19 protein-coding genes are annotated in these 16,372 nt (G+C 72.1%); 11 read left to right on the plus strand and 8 right to left on the minus strand.

All coding sequences use genetic code 11. The annotated features are described in order from the left end of the window. Positions 1-188: 188 nt before the first annotated feature. The 3 genes from JS521_RS13535 to JS521_RS13545 all read left to right on the plus strand — a co-directional run bounded on the left by JS521_RS13535 (position 189) and on the right by JS521_RS13545 (position 3,150). A complete protein-coding gene (locus tag JS521_RS13535) occupies positions 189-431 on the plus strand; it encodes a hypothetical protein (RefSeq protein WP_003969643.1) in 243 nt (80 codons plus the stop codon). Between the two features lie 39 nt (positions 432-470). Then, positions 471-1,832: an NYN domain-containing protein gene (locus JS521_RS13540; RefSeq protein WP_205083137.1), complete on the plus strand. Its 1,362-nt coding sequence runs from the start codon at positions 471-473 to the stop codon at positions 1,830-1,832. A 292-nt stretch (positions 1,833-2,124) separates the two neighbouring features. Further along, complete coding sequence (locus JS521_RS13545) at positions 2,125-3,150, plus strand: C40 family peptidase (RefSeq protein WP_205083139.1); 1,026 nt, start codon at positions 2,125-2,127, stop codon at positions 3,148-3,150. A 137-nt stretch (positions 3,151-3,287) separates the two neighbouring features. Here the strand turns inward: JS521_RS13545 and JS521_RS13550 are convergent, their stop codons facing one another. Together JS521_RS13550 and JS521_RS13555 are read right to left on the minus strand one after the other, a co-directional pair. Next, positions 3,288-4,262: an iron-siderophore ABC transporter substrate-binding protein gene (locus tag JS521_RS13550; protein ID WP_205083141.1), complete on the minus strand. Its 975-nt coding sequence runs from the start codon at positions 4,260-4,262 to the stop codon at positions 3,288-3,290. Between the two features lie 8 nt (positions 4,263-4,270). Then, positions 4,271-5,179, minus strand: coding sequence for an ABC transporter ATP-binding protein (locus JS521_RS13555; RefSeq protein WP_205083142.1), 909 nt, complete (start codon positions 5,177-5,179; stop codon positions 4,271-4,273). Positions 5,180-5,543: 364 nt separating this feature from the next. Between JS521_RS13555 and JS521_RS13560 the strand changes: the two genes are divergently transcribed. Then, positions 5,544-5,987: a subtilase-type protease inhibitor gene (locus JS521_RS13560; RefSeq protein ID WP_205083143.1), complete on the plus strand. Its 444-nt coding sequence runs from the start codon at positions 5,544-5,546 to the stop codon at positions 5,985-5,987. Positions 5,988-6,206: 219 nt separating this feature from the next. Here JS521_RS13560 and JS521_RS13565 read toward each other — a convergent pair whose 3' ends face one another. From JS521_RS13565 to rpmG, 5 genes are all read right to left on the minus strand, one after another. Beyond that, positions 6,207-7,820 carry an MFS transporter gene (locus JS521_RS13565; RefSeq protein ID WP_205083145.1) on the minus strand — a complete coding sequence of 538 codons (1,614 nt, stop codon included), beginning with the start codon at positions 7,818-7,820 and terminating at the stop codon, positions 6,207-6,209. Positions 7,821-7,912: 92 nt separating this feature from the next. Beyond that, positions 7,913-8,161, minus strand: a complete 249-nt coding sequence (gene rpsR, locus JS521_RS13570) for a 30S ribosomal protein S18 (RefSeq protein WP_205083147.1) — start codon at positions 8,159-8,161, stop codon at positions 7,913-7,915. Positions 8,162-8,248: 87 nt separating this feature from the next. Continuing rightward, positions 8,249-9,403: a CobW family GTP-binding protein gene (locus JS521_RS13575; protein ID WP_205083148.1), complete on the minus strand. Its 1,155-nt coding sequence runs from the start codon at positions 9,401-9,403 to the stop codon at positions 8,249-8,251. Further along, positions 9,400-9,654 carry a type B 50S ribosomal protein L31 gene (locus JS521_RS13580; protein WP_205083150.1) on the minus strand — a complete coding sequence of 85 codons (255 nt, stop codon included), beginning with the start codon at positions 9,652-9,654 and terminating at the stop codon, positions 9,400-9,402. The genes JS521_RS13575 and JS521_RS13580 overlap by 4 nt, the downstream gene beginning before the upstream one ends. A 52-nt stretch (positions 9,655-9,706) precedes the next feature. After that, positions 9,707-9,871: a 50S ribosomal protein L33 gene (rpmG, locus tag JS521_RS13585; protein ID WP_200313759.1), complete on the minus strand. Its 165-nt coding sequence runs from the start codon at positions 9,869-9,871 to the stop codon at positions 9,707-9,709. 70 nt (positions 9,872-9,941) lie between these two features. On the opposite strand from rpmG, the gene rpmB reads away from it, so the two are divergent. After that, complete coding sequence (gene rpmB / locus JS521_RS13590; RefSeq protein ID WP_205083152.1) at positions 9,942-10,178, plus strand: 50S ribosomal protein L28; 237 nt, start codon at positions 9,942-9,944, stop codon at positions 10,176-10,178. Positions 10,179-10,206: 28 nt separating this feature from the next. Then, on the plus strand, positions 10,207-10,512 hold the full coding sequence (rpsN, locus tag JS521_RS13595) for a 30S ribosomal protein S14 (protein ID WP_205083153.1): 306 nt from the start codon (positions 10,207-10,209) through the stop codon (positions 10,510-10,512). A 96-nt stretch (positions 10,513-10,608) separates the two neighbouring features. Here the strand turns inward: rpsN and JS521_RS13600 are convergent, their stop codons facing one another. Further along, a complete protein-coding gene (locus JS521_RS13600) occupies positions 10,609-11,886 on the minus strand; it encodes a hypothetical protein (protein WP_205083155.1) in 1,278 nt (425 codons plus the stop codon). Positions 11,887-12,039: 153 nt separating this feature from the next. Between JS521_RS13600 and JS521_RS13605 the strand changes: the two genes are divergently transcribed. The 5 genes from JS521_RS13605 to amiA all read left to right on the plus strand — a co-directional run bounded on the left by JS521_RS13605 (position 12,040) and on the right by amiA (position 16,256). Beyond that, positions 12,040-13,026, plus strand: coding sequence for an ABC transporter substrate-binding protein (locus JS521_RS13605; protein WP_205083157.1), 987 nt, complete (start codon positions 12,040-12,042; stop codon positions 13,024-13,026). After that, positions 13,023-14,084, plus strand: a complete 1,062-nt coding sequence (locus JS521_RS13610; RefSeq protein WP_205083158.1) for a FecCD family ABC transporter permease — start codon at positions 13,023-13,025, stop codon at positions 14,082-14,084. The genes JS521_RS13605 and JS521_RS13610 overlap by 4 nt, the downstream gene beginning before the upstream one ends. Beyond that, positions 14,081-15,148: a FecCD family ABC transporter permease gene (locus JS521_RS13615; protein WP_205083160.1), complete on the plus strand. Its 1,068-nt coding sequence runs from the start codon at positions 14,081-14,083 to the stop codon at positions 15,146-15,148. The genes JS521_RS13610 and JS521_RS13615 overlap by 4 nt, the downstream gene beginning before the upstream one ends. A gap of 56 nt (positions 15,149-15,204) precedes the next feature. After that, positions 15,205-16,050, plus strand: coding sequence for an ABC transporter ATP-binding protein (locus tag JS521_RS13620; protein ID WP_205083161.1), 846 nt, complete (start codon positions 15,205-15,207; stop codon positions 16,048-16,050). Positions 16,051-16,121: 71 nt separating this feature from the next. Continuing rightward, entirely contained in the window at positions 16,122-16,256 is a 135-nt protein-coding gene (gene amiA / locus JS521_RS37195) for a streptamidine family RiPP (protein WP_257136712.1), read from the plus strand. Positions 16,257-16,372 lie beyond the last annotated feature (116 nt).

The following is a 16,372-nucleotide window of genomic DNA, read 5'->3' on the forward strand; positions in this document are numbered from 1 at the left end:
AGCATGACGTACCGGTGGAGATGGGGACGGAGCGCCTCGCCGTGCCGATGCCTATACGCGAGGCCGTAGGGTTACGCCAGGACTTCCGCAGTTCGACGGCGCACCGCGAGATCCTTGACGTAGACAGGTGGAGTCGCGGCGGCGCGCCCGGCGCGGGCTCCTGGAAACGACGAAAGAGGACGCAAACGATGACGACGGTTCCCCTGCCGACCGACTCGACCCGCTGGCGCTGCACCCTGTGCGGCAACCTCACGCGCTTCGACGTGACCCGTTCCTCCAAGGTCGTGGAGTACGTCCACCTCGACCTGGCCGGTGAGTCGAGTGTCGAGGAGCGGGAGGTCGTCAGTGAGACCATCGAGTCGGTCCGCTGTCGTTGGTGCAACGCGGTGGACCAGATCGAACTGGTGGACAGGCCGGGTGCCGCTTCCTGAGGGAGCGCACCCTTCGACATATCTATGGGGTGACGGACGGTGGATCAGCCGACCAGCGGCGCCGGACCGGCCGATGAGGCCGACGGCGGCGCAGAGGCGCTCGGCCGTCCGCTGCCCGAGGGCGTCCGGCGGCGGGTGGTCGCGCTGGTCTCGGACGCCTTCGGCGGCCTGACCGTCGCCGAACTGCCCGCCCAGCTGAGGCAGTACGCCCGGTTCACCCCGACCCGGCGGGCCAAGTTCGCGGGGAACGCGATGGCCGCCGCGCTGGAGAGCGACGCCGCCTTCCGGCAGCGGATCGGTGAGCGGCTCGGCCAGTCCCAGCCCGAGCTGACCGGCGCGCTGGAGGCGGGCGCGCCGCCCGCCGCCGCCGATCCCCTCGATGTGGCCGCGGCCGCCTATGTGCTGCGCCCGGCCGGCTGGGTCAAGCTGGTCGAGGCGGCCGGCGAGGAGGTCCAGCGGGCGGACGCGGAACGGGCGGACGAGGAGACCCGGCGCGAACTGGAGCACCTGCGCGAGGAGCTGGAGCGGGCCCGCGCCCACACCCGCACCGAGACCGAGCGGCTGCGCACCGAGCTGGAGGCGGCCCGCAAGGAGGCCGAGTCGCTGCACCGCAAGCTGCGCAGCGCGCTCAGCGAGGTGAAGCGCGGCGAGGCGGCCCTGCGCCGAAGCGCCGCCGAGACCGACACCGTACGGGCCGAGTCGGCCGCCCAGCTCTCCGCCGTGGAGAGCGAGTCGCGCCGGCTCAAGGGGCGGCTGGGCGAGGCCGAGGCGGCCCTGGAGGCCAGCCGCCGCGCCGCCCGCGAGGGCCGCTCGGTGGAGGACATGCGGCTGCGGCTGCTCCTGGACACCGTGCTGGACGCGGCCTCGGGGCTGCGCCGGGAGCTGGCGCTCCCTCCGGCGACGACACATCCCGCCGACACCGTGGACGCGCTGGAGCCGGGCCGGATGTCGCCCAAGGACATTGCCGCGCGGGCCCTTTCGGATACCGATCCGGCGCTGCTGGACCAGCTGCTGGCGCTGCCGCAGGCCCACCTCATCGTGGACGGCTACAACGTCACCAAGACCGGCTATCCCCAGATGCCGCTGGAGAAGCAGCGGTTGCGGCTGCTGGGCGGGCTCTCCGTGCTCGCGGCGCAGACCGGCGCCGAGATGACCTGTGTCTTCGACGGGGCCGAACTGGCCGCGCCGGTGCTGCTCGCCCCGCCGCGCGGCGTACGGGTGCTCTTCAGCAAGCCCGGCGTCACGGCGGACGAGGTGATCCGTCAACTGGCCCGCGCGGAACCGCCCGGGCGGCCCGTGGTGGTCGTCTCCACCGACCGCGAGGTGGCGGACGGTGTGGCGAAGGCCGGGGCGCGGCCGGTCGCGTCCGTCTTGCTCCTCAAGCGCCTTTCGCGCGTCTAAAGGGGTTTGGGTGGCATGTGTGACATGCCGGATTTCTGGGAACGTACCGTCAAGTCGCCGCTACACGCGGTGGGGTGAGAGTAAAGAAGTGCCTGGTGTGACGAGAAAAATCCTGTGAGGATTTGAACTGATCACAGGATGGTCACTAGGGTCAGGCCTCGAACCTTCGCACGGTTGATCACCCACTGGGGGTGACGGCGAAGGAACCGCCGAGTCCGTCATGTGCACGGAGCCGGGGATTCTTTCCCCCACAGCCCGGTAGGCGGCTCTGAGGAAGAAGGAGCTCGCCTTCGTGGCGTCCCACCGTCGTCCCAAGCAGCCGAGCCGCACCCGCGTGACCGTGCTCACCGCGACCGCCGCCGCGGCCGTGGCCCTGACTTCTCAGGCCGCCCACGCCGACCCCAAGCCGAGCAAGAGCGAGGTCAAGGCGAAGGTCGACAAGCTCTACCACGAGGCCGAGGCCGCCACCGAGAAGTACAACGGGGCCAAGGAGCAGCAGGACAACCTGAAGAAGGAAGTCGACGCGCTCCAGGACAAGGTCGCCCGCGGCCAGGCCGAGCTCAACACGCTCCGCACCGAGCTGGGTTCGATCGCCACCGCGCAGTACCGCTCCGGCGGCATCGACCCCTCGGTCGCCCTCTTCCTCGCCTCGGACCCGGACAGCTTCCTCGACCAGGCCTCCGCGCTCGACCAGCTGACGGTCAAGCAGACGGAGTCGCTGCAGAAGATCCAGTCCAAGCAGCGCACCCTCGCCCAGCAGCGCAAGGAAGCCCAGGACAAGCTCGGCGACCTCGCCGACGTCCGCAAGGCGCTCGGCGAGAACAAGAAGAAGTACCAGGGCAAGCTGGCCGACGCCCAGCAGCTCCTCAACACGCTGACCCAGGCCGAGCGCACCAAGATGGCCCAGGAGGAGCAGCGCGCCAGCCGCGCCGCCAGCGACCGGGTCGAACTCGGCAACGAGGCCCCGGCTTCCAACATGGGCGCCGCCGCCCTGAGCGCCGCCGCCACGCAGATCGGCAAGCCGTACGTCTCCGGCGGCTCCGGCCCCAACTCCTACGACTGCTCCGGGCTGACGCAGTGGGCCTTCGCCCAGGCCGGCGTCTCCATCACCCGGACCACGTACACCCAGCAGAACGACGGCCAGCGGATCGGCCGCAGCCAGCTCAAGCCGGGTGACCTGGTCTTCTTCAACGGCCTGTCGCACGTCGGCTTCTACGCTGGCAACAACCAGATCCTGCACGCCCCGAAGCCGGGCACCGTGGTCCGCTACGAGTCGATGGACTACATGGGCACCTTCCAGTTCGGCGTCCGCATCTGACCGGGCCACGCCCAACGGCACGCCACGGCACGCCCGAACGAGGGAATCGCCGGGCACCCTGCTGACACCCCCGCCCCCCCCCCCCCCCCCCGGCCCCCGGGGGGGGGGCGGGGCGGTTGTGGTGCGGGTGCTCATCGTCAGGCGGTCAGCGCGCCGACGATGGCGTCGATGTACTCGCGCATCGACGCGGTGCCGCCGAACATCCAGATGCCGTCGGGCAGCCGGTGGACCTCGTCGTTCTTGACGAACGGGAGGGACTTCCACACCGCGTTGTCCTTGAGACCGTCGGCGAACGGGTCGCCGCCGTCGGAGTCGTTGGCGATGTACGCGAACTGCGCGTCGCCGATCTTCGTGAGGCCCTCGACGTCGGTCGCCGCCAGGCCGTAGGCCTTGTCGCCCTCCAGCTTCCACGGGTCGACGAGGCCGAGTTCGGTGTTCACGTCGGAGAGCAGCGAGCCCTTGACGTACGGGCGCACCGAGACCTGGTTGCCCTCCTGCCAGCCGTCGGCGAAGGCGACCTTCTCGCCGTCGAGTCCCGCGTCCGCGAGCTTCTTCTTCCCGCCCTCGACCGCCTTGCGGAAGGAGGCGATCTCCGACTTCGCCTTGTCCTCGGTGCCGGTGGCCTGTCCGATGAGCTCGACGGTGTCGACCATCTGGTCGATCTGCCGGCTCGCGTCGGCCGAGCGCACCACCGCGACCGGGGCGGCCTTCGACAGTTGCGCGATGGCCGAGTCGGACAGGTCGGTGGTGGCGACGATGAGGTCGGGCTTCAGGCTCGCCACGGTAGCGACGCTGGGCTCGCCCCGGGTGCCTATGTCCTTGACGCCCTTGGTGAGCGGGGCCGCCGTGTTGTACGCGGTGTAGCCCTTGACGTCGGCGACGCCGACCGGCTGCACGCCGAGGGTCACCAGGCTCTCGACGACGTTCCACTCGGTGCCGACGACGCGCTTGGCCGGCCCGTCGAGGGTGATCTTCTTACCGCGGGAGTCGGTGACCGTCACCGCGCTGTCCCCGGCGGACTCCTTCTTCGGCGCCTCGGTGGTGCCGCACGCCGTCAGGGCGAGGGCGGCCGCGGCGGCGAGGACGGGCCACGTCAGGTGCTGGTTCTTCATGAGGGTGTTCAGGGCCTTTCGGTACGAAGGTGGTGGCGGCCGACCGCGCGGGTGCGCGGGATGCCGGTGGGGGAGTCGAGTTCGACGTCGATACGGATGCCGTACGCGTCGGTGAGCCGCTCGGGGGCGTACACCTCGGCGGGTGTTCCCGCGGCGACGATGCGCCCGGACGAGAGGAGGACGACCTGGTCGGCCACGGCGGCGGCCTGGTCCAGGTCGTGGAGCACGACGCCGACGGTGACGCCGTGGGTGTCGGCGAGGTCGCGGACGAGGTCGAGGATCTCGACCTGGTAGCGCAGGTCGAGATAGGTGGTCGGCTCGTCGAGGAGGAGGACATCGGTGTCCTGGGCCAGGCAGCAGGCGAACCAGACGCGCTGCAACTGCCCGCCGGACAGGCTCTCCACCCCGCGGTCGGCGAAGTCGGTGAGGTTGGTGACGGTGAGCGCGTGTTCTACCATCCGGGCGCCGTCCGGGTCGGCTCCCCGGATCCGGCCCCGGTAGGGGTGCCGGCCGAATCCGACCACGTCGCGCACGCTGAGCCCGGCCGGTGCGTTGCGGCTCTGCGCGAGCAGGGTGACGCGGCGGGCGAAGTCGGAGCGGGACAGGGCGAGGGCGTCGACGGGCGCGCCGTCCTCGCCCTGGCCCGCCACGGTCACCCTGCCGGTACGGGCCTTGTGCAGCCGGGCCACGGCCCGCAACAGGGTGGACTTCCCGCTGCCGTTCGGCCCGATGAGGGCGGTGACGCGACCGCGCGGCAGCCGGAGGTCGGCGGCGTGCACGACATCGGTGCCGTCGTACGCGATCGTCATGTCGCGGGCGTCGAGGCCCGCGTCGTCGGCGGGCAGTGCGGTGGCACCGGCAGCGGGCGCGGAGGGCCGTGGCGGTGGGTCTTCTCGGTCGAGGGCAGGAGCGATCACGACCGTGAGGTTAGCCTAACCTAAATTGCCCTGGTCAAGGGGGATTCGGAATCGTATCCTCCGCGTGACCTTCCGCTGGCTCGCCGGCCGCCCGGCTGTCGCCGTCGACGTGGTCGCCGGAGGTGCTGATGGGTGCCGGCGCCCTCGAACGGCGGTACTTTCCGGCCGAAGCGGCGGTTTGGCGCATCGAGAGGTTTCGGCGTATTTGCAGGTCAGGCAGTTGTTTCGGATTGAACCGCCGGAGAATGTCCATATGCTGGACGGCCCGCGCGAGGCTTCTGAGCTGCCCGAATGACCATTCGGTCTTTCCGCATGCGTAAGACTCCTGACCGCAATCAGGTACTCGACCAAGGAGTTTTCACCAATGCACCGCAACTCTCACGCCATCTTCGCAACCATTACGGCGAGCACGCTTCTGTTCGGTGGTCTCGCAACCGCTACCGCGCAGGCCGCTCCGGCGAAGACGGAGAGCCTCTACGCACCGTCCGCGCTCGTCCTCACCGTCGCCCGCGGCGAGGACCCGCTGACCGCCACCGTCGAGCGGGCCGTGACGCTCGCCTGCGCCCCCACCGCCGAGGGGACGCACCCCGCTCCCGCCGCGGCCTGCAAGGAACTGGCCGCGGTCCAGGGGAAGTTCTCCGAACTCACCGCCGGCCCGTCGAACCGGACCTGTACCCGCCAGTGGGATCCGGTCGTGGTGACCGCCCACGGCGTCTGGCAGGGCAAGCCGGTCCAGTTCAGCACCACCTACGGCAACGCCTGCGAGATGGCCGGCAGCATGAATGGCAACGCCGTGTTCGCGTTCTGACCCACCGGGGCGTGCCGACGCCGGGGTGACGGGGTACGACACTGTCCCCGCCCGGCCCCGTACCGGCAGTTCCGCCCCGTCCGGCGTTCCCCGCACACGCCGGCCCCCGTCCACGATGACCGGGAGCCCCGCGGTCGCCCCAGCCGTTCCGCCGCGGCCGGCAGCGACCCGTCCCGGTCGGTGGTCACCGGACCCGGCCGACCCCGGGCGCGTCCCCCGCTAGTCGGGGGAATCCTGCGTCACCCGGGTTCCTGGATGGCGCAGCGAGATCAGGAACGCGATGCCCAGGGCGATGGCCATCCCGTAGAACACCCACTGGTTCGCCTCGGCGAAGTCCATCCGGATCGCCGACATCGAGTCCCGCACGGTCTCCGCCACCGGTCCCGAGCCGGACGGCCCCCGGGAGTCCGCCTGGCCGGTCACCGACTGGGCGATGGACTCGGCGGCATCCTGCGACGCCGCGTCCGGCACCCCCTTGTCCCGCAGGGTCTCGCCCACCTTGGTGATCGTCGTATGGGTGAGCATGGTGCCGAAGACGGCCAGACCGATGCTGGCCGCGAAGTTGCGCACGGTCTGGGTGATGCCGGTGACCTCGCCGTAACTGGCGTCGATCGCCCGGTTCACCGCGTCCGTCGAGGCCGGCGCCAGCAGCAGGCCGATCCCCGCGCCGGCCATGGCCGCGTACAGCCACTGGTCGTGCATGGACAGCGTCGTCAACTTCCCCGCCCACAGGGCGAACCCGACCGCGCCGAGCGCCGTGCCGAGCTTCATCGCCGGCCGGGCGCCGCGCTTGTCGAGGATCCGGCCGCCCCACTGGGAGGCCAGCCCGAACCCGATGAAGAAGTACAGGAGGTACAGCGCGGCCTGGTTCGGCGACGCGCTGAGCGAGACCTGCGCGTACACGGAGGCGAAGAAGAACACCGGGACGAACGCCATCATGGCGAAGAACAACACGGCGTTGTCGACGCTGAACGCCAGGTCACGGAAGACCCGCAGCTTGATCAACGGGAAGCGGGTGCGCAGCTCGAAGCGGCAGAAGACCGCCAGCACCACAAGACCGCCCGCGATGCACGCCCAGGTGGCGACGGAGTCCCAGCCCCACGTCGACGCCTGCTGCAGGCCCAGCACCGTCAGCCCCATGCCGACGGCGACCAGCACCGCTCCGGGCAGGTCCAGCGGTTCACGGCGGGTCCGGTCCGGGATGCGGGCCAGCAGCGCCAGTACGACGGCGATGACCGCGATCGGAACGTTGACCCAGAAGATCGCCCGCCAGGTCCACGCGGTGAGCCAGCCGCCGAGCAGCGGCCCGACCGCCGTGAGCGCCCCGGAGACCCCGAAGAAGAGCGCCAGCGCCCGCCCGCGCCGCTCCACCGGGAAGACGGCGATGACCACGGCGAGCGCGGCGGGGAACATCAGGGCCGCACCGATGCCCTGGACGGCCCGGAAGCCGATCAGCCACGCCTGCGCGATGTCGCCGGAGGGCACCGCGCCGCAGAGCGCGGAGGCGATGACGAAGGTCAGCGTGCCGATCAGCATCACGCGGCGGTGCCCGAAGATGTCGGACAACCGCCCGCCCAGCGCGAAGAAGGCGGCGAGCGTGAGCAGATAGGCGTTGACGACCCACTGCATCTGTGAGGAGGTGAGCCCGAGTTCGTCGATGATGTCGGGGGCGGCGATCGCGACGATGGTCTGGTCGATGAACGTCATCGACACGGCGAACAGCATGGCGGCGAGCGCGAGGCCCTGGTTCGGCGGACCGCCCGGTCGGCCCGCTGTTCCCGGATCCGACGACGTCGGACCCGGGGCGCTCTTCTCCGGGATGTCTCTGCCCATGCGTCCATGGTCGCCGGGGTGCCGTGGTGGTGCATCCCGAGCCGTGAACGCGCCCCCGCCGCGGGGCGGGGACCTCGCGGGGGCACCGCGTGCTACTTGCCCGCCGCGGATCCGGAGTACGGGAGCAGGGCCATCTCGCGGGCGTTCTTGATGGCGGCTGCCATCTGGCGCTGCTGCTGGGCGCTGATCCGGGTGACCCGGCGGCTGCGGATCTTGCCCCGGTCGGAGATGAACCGCCGCAGCAGGTCGGTGTCCTTGTAGTCGATGTACGTGATCCCGGCGGCATCCAGGGGGTTCGGCCGGTTCTTGAGCGGCTTGCGGGGGTCCTGTTGACGTGCCATGAGGCTTCCTCGTGCTAGGTGCGCTGGGTGCGCTCGGAGTGGTGGGTGTGCCGGGTGTGCTGAGGGGTGGTGGGTGTGCGTGCGAGGTCAGTGGACCGGGTCGAGGAGGGCGTCGAACGCGGCGGGCAGGCTCTTCCACGCCTCCCGCCCCGACCCGTACTCCTCGTCCGTGAGCAGGCAGGAGTCCAGCAGACCGGTCAGTCCCTCGCGGTCGAGGCCGGGGGAGACGAAGACCAGGTGCTGGCAGCAGTCGCCGTGCTCGGGGTGCCAGTCCAGTGCGGCGGCCGCCCGCCGGTAGGGCGGCACCGTGGACCAGGCGGCGTCCGGGAGCGAGGCGAGCCAGGGGCCGGTGTTTTCCACACAGAGCGCGCCGCCCGCGGCATCCCAGGAGAGCAGGGTGTCGGGCCGGTCCGCGAGCCAGAACCGGCCCCGGCTGCGCGCCGCCGCGCAACTCAGGTCCTCCAGCGCGTCGAGCAGGCGCTCGGGGTGGAAGGGCCGGTGCCGCCGCCAGACCAGCGTGCCCACCCCGGCCTCCTCCGCCTCCTGCGGCAGCAGCGCGCAGGCCGGGTGCTGGCCCGCTGCCGCCGCCTCCACGTCGAACCCGGCGAACGCGAGTCGGGCCAACTCGGCTGATCCGGACCGTGCCTGACGAGCCATCGGGTTCAACTGCCGGATCAGCGCGCGGTCCTCGTCGTCGGCCGCCGGGCTCGCCGCCACGGCCAGGACGGGGGCGTACTCCACCTGCCGGGCCCAGGTGTCGCCGATGGTCCGCTGGTCGGCCGGCGCGGCCGCGAGCCCGGCCTCGGCGAGATCGTCGCCGTTGGAGAGGCAGGGCAGGACGAGTGTGGGGTCGACCGCCGCGAACACGTTGGTCACCTCGGCCGCGTCGGTGTGCGCGGCGATCACCTCGGCCATGGACTTCGGCTCGACCGAGTCCCACAGCTCCAGGACGGCGAGCCGGGTCACCCCGTCCGCCGCGAGCCGTTCGAGTTCCGGGACGAGGTCCTCGCGCAGCGCGCAGCAGGCGCATGCGTTCACCAGCGGAGCTTCCCCGGAGGTCAGCTCGCCGCCGGCGTCCCGCAGGGAGCGGTGGACCGTCCCGGCGGTGGCCGTCGACAGGTCGTGGTGCAGCGCGACGCTGTGCGGTACGTCCCGCAGCAGCCCTTCCACCACGTCGCGGCGCGCCTCGGAGTGCAGGCCGCAGACGATGACGACGGGCAGTTCCGTGCGGTGCCCGCTCACCGGGCCTCACCGCGTCCGTAACGGCGCTCGAAGCGCTCGACGCGTCCGGCGGTGTCCAGGACGCGGGCGGTGCCGGTGTAGAAGGGGTGGCTCGCGGAGGAGATCTCCACGTCGACCACCGGGTAGGTGTTGCCGTCCTCCCAGGTGACGGTGCGGTCGCTGGCCATGGTCGAGCGGGTCAGGAACGCGAAGTCGGCGGCCTTGTCGCGGAAGACGACGGGGCCGTAGGAGGGGTGGATTCCGGGCTTCATGACGGTGTCCTCGAGGTGGGGCTTCAGGGGCAGGGCGGGCCGGGGGAGCGCTTCAGCGCTCCTCGCGGAAGTCGACATGGCGGCGGGCGACCGGGTCGTACTTGCGCAGGACCATCCGGTCGGGGTCGTTCCGCCGGTTCTTACGGGTGACGTAGGTGTAGCCGGTCCCTGCGGTGGAGCGGAGCTTGATGATCGGGCGTACATCGTTGCGAGCCATGGGCGCTACTATATGGCAATGGTTTCCATTTTCAATAATGGATGCGTCGAAGGAGAGGCAGGTAACTTTCATGTCCGCCCACTGCCAACTGACCGGCTCCAAGCCGGGATTCGGCAACAACATCTCCCACTCGCACCGCCGGACGTCCCGCCGGTTCGACCCGAATATCCAGCGCAAGCGGTACTGGTTGCCCGGTGAGGGGCGCTATGTGCGCCTCACGCTGAGCGCCCGGGCGATCAAGACCGTGGACAGCATCGGCATCGAAGCCGCGGTCGCACGCATCCGCGCGCGAGGAGGGAAGGTCTGATGGCGAGGACACGGGGAGGGAGGGCCTGATGGCGAAGAAGAGCAAGATCGCCCAGAACGACAGGCGCCGGGCGACCGTCGAGCGCTACGCGGCCCGCAGGGCCGAGCTGAAGGAGATCATCCGCCGGCCCGGTACGCCGGAGGGCGAACGGGTCGCGGCCGTCGAGGAGTTGCGGCGTCAGCCACGCGATGCCAGCGCCACCCGGGTCCGGAACCGGGACAGCGTCGACGGCAGGCCCCGGGGGTACCTGCGCAGGTTCGGCCTCTCCCGGGTCCGGATGCGTCAGCAGGCCCACGCGGGGTTCCTGCCAGGGGTCACCAAGTCCTCCTGGTGACGTCGGCCGCCGCCCCGGTGCCCCCGGGCTGAGCTCGCCGCAAGGGCGGGTGGTGGCACGGCGGACCTCGCCGTGCCCCCACCCGCGACGCCGCTCTCAGCGGCCGACCGGATCGGCGTCCGCTCCGTCCCCGGGCGTGACCAGGGCGAGATGGCCCCCGTCGTCCAGGGGTGTCGGGACGGTCAGGGTCGTGAGCGGGGCCGCCCGGTCCGCGTCGAAGACATGGACCTCGCCGTGGCCGCCCCGGCTGACCGCGACCAGACCCCCGCCGGGGGAGGCGGCGACGGCCCGCCGCTGCACGCCGTCCCAGGGGGTTCCGCCGGGTTGCGGCGCACCCGCCATGGCGGGCAGGGGCAGCCGCGCGCCGACCTCCGGGCGGGATCCGGCGGCCGGGGGCGCGGAGAGCAGGATGAGTTCGTCGCCGTCCGGGTGGACCCGGGCGTACGCGATGTGCCGGGAGGTCACCGCGAGCCGGAACACCAGTCCGGGGCCCAGCTCCAGCCGGCCCGTGGCCCCCGTGTCGAGGTGGTGCCACCAGGCGTCGTTGGACCAGTCCGGCCAATGCCCGGGGTCGCCCGACCCGCCCCGCACGCACGACCACAGCATCCGCCGTACGGGGTCGAGCCGCAGGTAGTAGCCGCGCCCGCCGGACCGCCCGTCGGCGGACCAGGAGAGGGGGTCTTCGGCGGCGAGGTCGTCCCCCTTCCGCCGTGCGCGGTGCACCCCCGACCCCGCGGCGGCGAACACCCGCCCGGTGAGCGGGTCATGGGCGTCGCCGTGTCCGTCGCCGTCCGGCAGGGCGATCCGCCGCGCCGGTGCCGCCGGTGGGCAGGAGGGGGCCGAGCGCATCAGCTCCGGGTGCCGGTGGACCAGTAGTTCGCCCGGCTCCCGGTGGCGCAGCACCACGAGCGGGGACGGACCGCCGAGGACCGTGACCCCCGGCTCGCCGGTCCGCCCCCGTACGCGTACGGCGACGGCGCCGTCCGGTGCGTCGAGATCGACGGCCGTCAGCAGTCCCGTCCACGCCTCCTCGTTGCGGCCGAGGCCGGTCGTCACCGCGAGGCGCCGCCCTCCCGGGTCCGCCGCCAGATGCTCGGCGGGGACGGCGACCGGTATCCGCCGCCGCACCAGCGGCCGGCCGGCGTCCGGACCGTAGGGGTCGAGGACCAGCAACTCGCCCGCCCGGTCGTCCACGCAGGCCGTGAGGCCGTCCGGCAGGGCGAGGAAGCCCGCGTGCTCGGAGAGGTGCCGGTGGTTCAACTCCGCCCGCTCCGTGCCGTCCGGGAGGTCCAGCAGGCTGATCCGCCCCGCGACATGGTCGGAGACCAGCAGACGCGGCGGAGCGTGGGGCGAGAGGTGTGGGGTGTGCGGCATGGCGGACTCCTGGGATCGGCGGAAACCTCGCTGACTTTATTGGAAATGATAATCATGTGTAAGGTTCCGGCTTGTGGTGGGGATCGCTCCCGGGACTCCGCCGCCCGCTCTGCCGCATCCCCGGGACCGCACAGGAACGTTGAGGGACCGTCGATGCCACGAACCGCGCTGAGAGTCCGCCGCTGGGCCGCGATCGCCGTACTGGGAGGCGTGCTGGCCGGCTGCGGCACCGAGAACGCCGACCCCGACCCCGGGGCGCCGGCCGCTGCGGCCGGTGCCGGAGCCCTTACGAGCACGGAGGTGCGGCCCATCGAGGCCGCCACCCGGATCACCGACGCCAAGGGCGTCACGGTCTCCCTGCCGAAGCCGCCGGAGAAGATCGTCTGCCTGGTCGCCCTCTGCGACGACATCCTCGTCGAGCTGGGCCTGACCCCCACTGCCACCAATTCCCAGGTGCTCGCGCACCCGGAGTTCCTCGGCAAGGAGAAGGCGGCGAAGATACCGGTCGTGCCCGGCGGCTTCCTCAGCCCCGAGGTGGAGGCGATCCTGTCCCACAAGCCCGACCTGGTCATCGGCCTGGAGGACACGCACGGCAAGCTGGCCCCCGCGCTGAAGGGCGCCACGACCTTCTGGCCGGTGCAGCCCGGATCCTGGCAGGACAGCGTCGGCTACCTGCGGGACCTCGCCGCGCTCACCGGCCGCACGGCAGAGGGCGAGAAGGCGGAGAAGACCTTCCGTACCCGCCTGGCCCGGGCGGAGAAGGAAAAGAGCGACAAGACTTCCCTGATCGTCTTCGGCAGCGACGAGAACTTCGGGGTGGCCACCCCGGAGACCGATGTGGCGGCCGGACTGTTCCCGAAGATCTCCCACTACCCCTGGAAGAGCCGGGGCGTCGACGGCAGTTACAGCCTGGAGGAGATCCTCGCCCGCGACGTCGACGTCCTGTTCGTGGAGACCCTGTCCTTCGGCGCGCCGGACGGCAAGCTGTCCGACAAGCTGGCGAAGAACCCCCTCTGGTCCCGTATCCCGGCCGTGAAGAACGGCAAGGTCATCGAGGTCGACTCCGAGGTGTGGGCCAAGGGGCGCGGCACCCGGTCCCTGGGCGTCGTCCTCGACGAGGCGACGGCCGCACTGCGGTGAGGCGTCCGCCTGCGACGCTGTTCTGCCTGGGCGCGGCCGCCCTGGTGAGCGCGGTCTGCGCGCTCAGCCTCGGCACGCCGTACGTCCCGCCCGCCAGGCTCCCGGCCACGCTGGGGTCCGACGGGCTCGCAGGGCTCGTCGTCACCGAACTCCGGCTGCCCCGGATGGTGTTGGCCCTGATCGCGGGCGCCTGCCTGGGGGCGGCGGGCCTCGTCCTCCAGGAGGCCCTGCGCAATCCGCTGGCCGTGCCGGAGATGCTGGGGGTCTCCTCCGGGGCCGCCCTGGGCGTCGCCGCGCCGCTGGTCCTCTCCCTGGCCGTGCCCCTCGGGTTGCAGCCGTTCCTCGCCCTGGCGGGGGCGGCGCTCGGCGGTCTGCTCACCCTGGTCGCCGCCGGTTTCGGGCGGAGTCCCTCGGCCGTCCTGCTGACCGGGGCAGCCGTGGCCGCCGCGCTCCAGGCGGGTCTGCTGGTGCTCATGGTCATGGCCGACCAGCTCGACCTCCAGCTCATCTACCGCTATCTGCTGGGCAGTCTGTCCGCCCGCACCTGGGACGACGTCACCGGTCTGCTGCCCTGGCTCGCCGTGGCCGTCCCGGCGCTGGTGCTGTGCGTGCCGGTGCTCGGGGTGCTGCGGCTGGGCGACGACGACGCCCGTGCGCTGGGCGTACGGGTGGAGCGGGCGCGGGTGGCCGCGCTCGGCATCGCCGTCGTCCTCATCGCCCCTGTCGTCGCGGTCTGCGGACCGGTGGCCTGGGTCGGCTTCCTCGCCCCGCACCTCGCACGCCGCCTGAGCCCGGACGGCGGCGCGGCCGGGTGGCTCGTCCGGTCCGCCGTCTGCGGCGCGATCGTCGTGCTCTGCGCCGACCAGCCGGCCCGGCTGGCGCTCGCCCCGGTCGAGACGCCGGTTGGCGCCTGGACCGCACTGGTCGGGGTGCCGGTCGGGGTCCTGCTGCTGAAGCGGGGGTGCCGGCCCGCCCGGGGCCGGGAGCCCGTTCCCCTGCCCGCACCGGTGGCGCTGCCGGACGTCCCCGCTCCCGTACTGCGGAAGGCGGAACGATGACCTTGGTCGACACCGCGCCCGACCCGGCCCACCGCGCCCGCCGGGCCCTGCGTGCGCCGGGCGTCCGGATGGGCGGCCTGGCGCTGCTCGTCGCCGCGGTCGCCTGCGCCGGGCTCTTCGCCGGCCGGGGCGTCACTCCCGAGGGCGTACGTGCCGTGCTGCTCGGGGTCGGCGACGATCCCACCGCCGAGCACATCGTGCTCCAACTCCGTTTGCCCCGCATGCTGGTGGCCCTGGTTGCCGGGGCCTGCCTCGGGGTGGCCGGACTCGTGCTCCAGTCTGCTCTGCGCAACCCGCTGGCCGGACCCGAGGTCACCGGCGTCACGCCCGGCGCGGTGCTCGGTGCGGTGACCGCGACCGGCCTCGGCCTCGCGGGCTGGGAGTCCCCCACGGCCGTGGTCGTGGCGGCCTGCGTCGGCGGCTTCGCCGGGGCGGGCCTGCTGTGGCTGCTCGCAGGGCGGGACCGGGGCGACCCGGAGCAGACCGCCGTCTACGGGGTCCTCGTGTCGGCGGTGCTCGCCGGACTCACCGCAGTGGTCCTGCTCGTGGCCCCCGGCGAACTCGGCAGTGTCGTGCAGTGGTTGATCGGCTCCACCGAGGGCCGGGTCTGGCAGCACTGGAATCTGCTCTGGCCGTGGGCCGCCTTCTGGGGCGCGGCGGCCTGGCTGCTCGCCGGGCCGTTGACCCTGCTGCGCTGCGGTGACGAGCAGGCCGCCGCCGCAGGTCTGGCCACCGGTCGGGGCCGGGGAGCGGCACTCGTGTGCGCGGTGGCGCTGACGGCCGGTGCCGTGTCGGCGGTGGGCGCCCTCGGGTTCGTGGGACTGCTGGTGCCCCATCTGGCGCTGGCCGTCTTCGGCGCCGATCTGCGCGTCACGCTTCCGGGTGCCGCACTGCTCGGCGCGGCCGTGGTGTGCGGCGCGGACACCGTTGCCCAACTGCTGTCCCCGCTGCTGGCCACCGCGTTCGACGCGGACCGGCTGACCCTCCCGGTCGGCGCCCTGACGACCTGCGTGGGGGCGGGGCTGCTGATGGTCGTGGCGCGGCGACGGGCGGACGAGAGATGAGGGAGAGAGCGGAGAGAGCGGAGAGAGCGAGGGAGAGAACAGTGGAGAAGAGCGCGATGACGAGCGCGACACCGAAAACCCCGGAGGTCGTCCGGGCGGAGGATCTGGCCTTCGGCTACCCCGGACGCCCGGTGCTGCGCGGGGTGGACCTGAGCATCCGGACGGGCGAACTGGTCGCCCTGATCGGGCTCAACGGCTGCGGCAAGAGCACCTTCCTCAAACTCGCCGCCGGACTGCTCACTCCGAGCGGCGGGCGCGTCCTGCTCGACGGCGACGACGTGGCGCGGCTGTCCCGCCGCACCGCCGCCCGGCGCGTGGCGCTGCTGCACCAGTCGGCACCGTCCGTGCCTGGACTGACTGTGCGGCAACTCGTGCGGCAGGGGCGCTATGCCACCCGGGGACCGCTCGGGATGCTGCGGGAGGGCGACGACGAGGTGACATCCCGGGCGCTCGCGGACGTCGGTGTCACCGCCTGGGCCGACCGGCCCGTGGACGCGTTGTCGGGAGGCGAACGCCAACGTGTCCGGCTGGCCATGGCGCTGGCCCAGGACGCGCCCGTGCTCTTCCTTGACGAGCCGACCACCTATCTCGATCTGCGGCACCAGCTGGAGGTGCTCCAGACAGTCGTACGGCTCCGCGCGGAACGCCGGCTGACGGTGGTGATGGTGCTGCACGACCTCAACCACGCCGCTCGCTTCGCCGATCGGATCGTCGCGCTCCGGGAGGGCCGCGTCGCCGCCGACGGACCCCCGGCCGAGGTGGTCAACCGTCGCCTGCTGGCCGAAGTCCTCGGCGTGGACGGCCGGGTGGGGATCGATGACGAGGGCGGCTGGCCCGTCTGTTACCCAGATCACCCTCTCGATCCTCTCCGGCTATTGCGGAATGAAAATCATATTCATTAGTGTCTGTGCTGCGGCACGCACCACCGCCGCGACCGACACCCGATCGATCCGACCGAATGGAGATCCATCTCATGGAGCACAACAAGGTGTTCAGCCCGATCGCCGACCAGGGTCAGCTCGCCCACCTCTCCGCCACCCACTCGAACGCCCTCGTCGAGAACCCCTTCGACGACGCCGTCGAGGCCGACACCGCGGCCGAGAAGTAAGCGACTCCTGCCGCTGAAGGCAGGAGCCCCGCGTAGCGCGGGGACGGGCCCGCCCGGTGACACCCCGGGCGGGCCCGGGCGCCCCCGCCGAGACGGGACGGCCGTGTCCTTCGAGC

This window comes from Streptomyces durocortorensis (assembly GCF_016901035.1).
Classification (GTDB): domain Bacteria; phylum Actinomycetota; class Actinomycetes; order Streptomycetales; family Streptomycetaceae; genus Streptomyces; species Streptomyces durocortorensis.